Source organism: Chryseobacterium daeguense DSM 19388 (assembly GCF_000430825.1).
Lineage (GTDB): Bacteria > Bacteroidota > Bacteroidia > Flavobacteriales > Weeksellaceae > Chryseobacterium > Chryseobacterium daeguense.
The window spans coordinates 1-5,005 of the sequence record NZ_AUMT01000026.1; the positions used below are offsets into that span (position 1 = coordinate 1).

At 46.4% G+C, this 5,005-nt stretch carries 2 tRNA genes and 2 rRNA genes; all 4 read right to left on the reverse strand.

The features are described 5' to 3' along the window. Positions 1-2,421, reverse strand: a 23S ribosomal RNA gene (locus H560_RS0119370); the annotation flags it as partial. A gap of 154 nt (positions 2,422-2,575) precedes the next feature. Beyond that, a tRNA-Ala gene (locus H560_RS0119375) sits at positions 2,576-2,652 on the reverse strand. A gap of 101 nt (positions 2,653-2,753) precedes the next feature. Further along, positions 2,754-2,827: transfer RNA gene (locus H560_RS0119380), tRNA-Ile, on the reverse strand. Between the two features lie 215 nt (positions 2,828-3,042). Beyond that, positions 3,043-4,559, reverse strand: a 16S ribosomal RNA gene (locus tag H560_RS0119385). Between the last annotated feature and the right edge of the window lie 446 nt (positions 4,560-5,005).

A 5,005-nucleotide genomic window follows, 5' to 3' on the forward strand; every position in this document is an offset into this window, starting at 1 on the left:
CCCTTGGGACCTTCTCCAGCCCCAGGATGTGACGAGCCGACATCGAGGTGCCGAACCTCCCCGTCGATGTGAGCTCTTGGGGGAGACTAGCCTGTTATCCCCGGAGTACCTTTTATCCTATGAGCGATGGCCCTTCCATACGGAACCACCGGATCACTATGTCCTGCTTTCGCACCTGATCGACTTGTAGGTCTCACAGTCAAGCACCCTTATGCCATTACACTCTACGCACGGTTACCAAGCGTGCTGAGGGTACCTTTGAAAGCCTCCGTTACTCTTTTGGAGGCGACCACCCCAGTCAAACTACCCACCACGCAATGTCCTTCTAAAAGAAGTTAGGCTCCAAGTAAGTAAAGGGTGGTATTTCAACGTCGACTCCACCAACACTAGCGTGCCGGCTTCAAAGTCTCCCACCTATCCTACACATTACTTACTCAAAGTCAATACGAAGTTATAGTAAAGGTTCACAGGGTCTTTTCGTCCCATTGCGGGTAATCGGCATCTTCACCGATACTACAATTTCACCGAGCTCGTGGCTGAGACAGTGCCCAGATCGTTACACCATTCGTGCAGGTCGGAACTTACCCGACAAGGAATTTCGCTACCTTAGGACCGTTATAGTTACGGCCGCCGTTTACTGGGGCTTCAGTCAAACGCTTCGGTTACCCTAACGCCCTTCCTTAACCTTCCAGCACCGGGCAGGTGTCAGACCCTATACAGCATCTTTCGATTTAGCAGAGTCCTGTGTTTTTGATAAACAGTCGCCTGGGCCTCTTCACTGCGGCCACCATTGCTGATGGCGTCTCTTCTTCCGAAGTTACGAGACTATTTTGCCTAGTTCCTTAGCCACGACTCACTCGAGCACCTTAGGATTCTCTCCTCGACCACCTGTGTCGGTTTTGGTACGGGTTGCTTCACTTCGGCTTTTCTTGGATCCGATTTCACTATAACAGCTTCGCCCGAAGGCTAGGCCTTGACACTTCCGTCCGTCTTCAATAGCTACGTCGAACCGTCCCCTTTTTAGTGTGAGCAAGTATGGGAATATTAACCCATTGTCCATCCACTACCCCTTTCGGGTTCGCGTTAGGTCCCGACTAACCCTCAGCTGATTAGCATGGCTGAGGAAACCTTAGTCTTTCGGTGAGGGGGTTTCTCGCCCCCTTTATCGTTACTTATGCCTACATTTTCTTTTCTATCCGCTCCACAATACCTCGCGATACTGCTTCGGCGCAAATAGAATGCTCCCCTACCAGATATAACTCATGTTATAAATCCATAGCTTCGGTAATATGTTTATGCCCGATTATTATCCATGCCGGACCGCTCGACTAGTGAGCTGTTACGCACTCTTTAAATGAATGGCTGCTTCCAAGCCAACATCCTAGCTGTCAATGCAGTCCAACCGCGTTGCTTCAACTTAACATATATTTGGGGACCTTAGCTGTTGGTCTGGGTTCTTTCCCTCTCGGACATGGACCTTAGCACCCATGCCCTCACTGCCGCAAAACATTTATTAGCATTCGGAGTTTGTCAGGAATTGGTAGGCGGTGAAACCCCCGCATCCAATCAGTAGCTCTACCTCTAATAAACTTTGTTGCGACGCTGCACCTAAATGCATTTCGGGGAGTACGAGCTATCTCCCAGTTTGATTGGCCTTTCACCCCTACCCACAGGTCATCCGAAGACTTTTCAACGTCAACCGGTTCGGTCCTCCACTCTGTGTTACCAGAGCTTCAACCTGCCCATGGGTAGATCACAAGGTTTCGCGTCTAATCCTACTAACTATGCGCCCTATTCAGACTCGCTTTCGCTCCGGCTCCGGACCTGAAGTCCTTAACCTCGCTAGTAAAATTAACTCGTAGGCTCATTATGCAAAAGGCACGCCGTCACAGAATTAATCTGCTCCGACCGCTTGTAGGCGTACGGTTTCAGGTTCTATTTCACCCTTCTATTCGAAGTGCTTTTCACCTTTCCTTCACAGTACTTGTTCACTATCGGTCTTTCAGGAGTATTTAGCCTTGGAGGATGGTCCCCCCATATTCAGACAGGATTTCACGTGTCCCGCCCTACTCATTTATCATCAATATATACCTTTCGAATACCGGGCTATCACCGTCTATGGCCGCACTTTCCAGTACGTTCTTCTAAATATATAAAGACTTTTGGGCTAATCCGCTTTCGCTCGCCACTACTTACGGAATCTCTTCGATTTCTTTTCCTCCGGGTACTTAGATGTTTCAGTTCTCCGGGTTTGCTCTCTAATAAATTAGAGTAATACATCTTCAATGTATTGGGTTGCCCCATTCGGATATCTACGGATCAATTCGTGTGTGCCAATCCCCGTAGCTTTTCGCAGCTTACCACGTCCTTCTTCGCCTCTGAAAGCCTAGGCATCCGCCATACGCCCTTAACGATTTCTTTCCTATTTTTAGGTTACTCAAGCACTTATAAGTGCTCGGTTTTCTCTTTGTGATGTCTTTACCGTTAATGTCAATGATCTTAATGCTATTTCTGATCTAATCCGCAAATATTGTTTTTGGCTCTATCTGCTTTTTTAATATTAAACCATCTATGATGGTGGAGAATAAGGGAGTCGAACCCTTGACCTCCTGCGTGCAAGGCAGGCGCTCTAGCCAGCTGAGCTAATTCCCCTCTAGTAAGATTAAAAAATTCAGAGATTAGGAGATTTAAAGATTAGCAACTGCTAATTTCTTAATCTCTCAATTCCTAAATACCTTAATCCCTTCAATTAGTAGTCTCGGGCAGGCTCGAACTGCCGACCTCTACATTATCAGTGTAGCGCTCTAACCAGCTGAGCTACGAGACTTTGTTTTAGATGTTAGATTTTAGACACTAGAGGTTAGACTAATCTCTAACTTCTAATTTCTAACTTCTTTTTCTAAATCCCTCCCTCTGATACTAATTTCTAGTGGGTTTTGTATTTCTTTAATATATCAACCAAATAAAAACTAAAGCCTCTCTTTAAGTAAGTTCTTCGTATCTTACGATACTAATTTTGTTTTTCGTCTTAAAGACGCTCTAAAATGAGATGTTCCAGCCGCACCTTCCGGTACGGCTACCTTGTTACGACTTAGCCCTAGTTACCTGTTTTACCCTAGGCAGCTCCTGTTACGGTCACCGACTTCAGGTACCCCAGACTTCCATGGCTTGACGGGCGGTGTGTACAAGGCCCGGGAACGTATTCACCGCGCCATGGCTGATGCGCGATTACTAGCGATTCCAGCTTCATAGAGTCGAGTTGCAGACTCCAATCCGAACTGAGACCGGCTTTCGAGATTTGCATCACATCGCTGTGTAGCTGCCCTCTGTACCGGCCATTGTATTACGTGTGTGGCCCAAGGCGTAAGGGCCGTGATGATTTGACGTCATCCCCACCTTCCTCTCTACTTGCGTAGGCAGTCTTACTAGAGTCCTCAACTTAATGGTAGCAACTAGTAACAGGGGTTGCGCTCGTTGCAGGACTTAACCTAACACCTCACGGCACGAGCTGACGACAACCATGCAGCACCTTGAAAATTGCCCGAAGGAAGGTCTATTTCTAAACCGATCAATTCCCATTTAAGCCTTGGTAAGGTTCCTCGCGTATCATCGAATTAAACCACATAATCCACCGCTTGTGCGGGCCCCCGTCAATTCCTTTGAGTTTCATTCTTGCGAACGTACTCCCCAGGTGGCTAACTTATCACTTTCGCTTAGTCTCTGAACCCGAAAGCCCAAAAACGAGTTAGCATCGTTTACGGCGTGGACTACCAGGGTATCTAATCCTGTTCGCTCCCCACGCTTTCGTCCATCAGCGTCAGTTAAGACATAGTGACCTGCCTTCGCAATTGGTGTTCTAAGTAATATCTATGCATTTCACCGCTACACTACTTATTCCAGCCACTTCTACCTTACTCAAGACATGCAGTATCAATGGCAGTTTTCCGGTTAAGCCGAAAGATTTCACCACTGACTTACACATCCGCCTACGGACCCTTTAAACCCAATAAATCCGGATAACGCTTGCACCCTCCGTATTACCGCGGCTGCTGGCACGGAGTTAGCCGGTGCTTATTCGTATAGTACCTTCAGCTTTCCACACGTGGAAAGGTTTATCCCTATACAAAAGAAGTTTACAACCCATAGGGCCGTCGTCCTTCACGCGGGATGGCTGGATCAGGCTCTCACCCATTGTCCAATATTCCTCACTGCTGCCTCCCGTAGGAGTCTGGTCCGTGTCTCAGTACCAGTGTGGGGGATCACCCTCTCAGGCCCCCTAAAGATCACTGACTTGGTGAGCCGTTACCTCACCAACTATCTAATCTTGCGCGTGCCCATCTCTATCCACCGGAGTTTTCAATATCAAGTGATGCCACTTAATATATTATGGGGTATTAATCTTCCTTTCGAAAGGCTATCCCCCAGATAAAGGCAGGTTGCACACGTGTTCCGCACCCGTACGCCGCTCTCTGATTCCCGAAAGAATCATACCGCTCGGCTTGCATGTGTTAGGCCTCCCGCTAGCGTTCATCCTGAGCCAGGATCAAACTCTCCATTGTATGTTTGTTCTTGACTCACTCAAAGTTTTTGACGCTTTAGTTTTTCCTTACTTGGTTGTTATATCTATTTTTCAATGATCTTCATTTCTTCCGCTTTTTTACGATGCCTGTTTTTCTGTCAGTTTCAGCTCCGTATTTGCGTGTGCAAAAGTAAAAATTATTTTCTTTATGACCAAATGTTTTTAAAAGAATTTTAAAGTTTTTTAAGTAACCTTAAACCCTTCACCAACACCCTCTCAAAATACTCCTGCGCTTCCCGTTTTACCGGACTGCAAAGATACTAATCTTTTTTAATCCCACAACTTTTTTTATTTATTTTTTTTATTTAAAACTAAATGAAAAAGTGCTTTATCCTGATTATCTCTTTTTGAAGTGTTTCTAATCTTTATGCCTACCCAAAGGCTCTTCTGCGCTACTTACTAACTTCTCGTTTTCAGTGGGGCAAA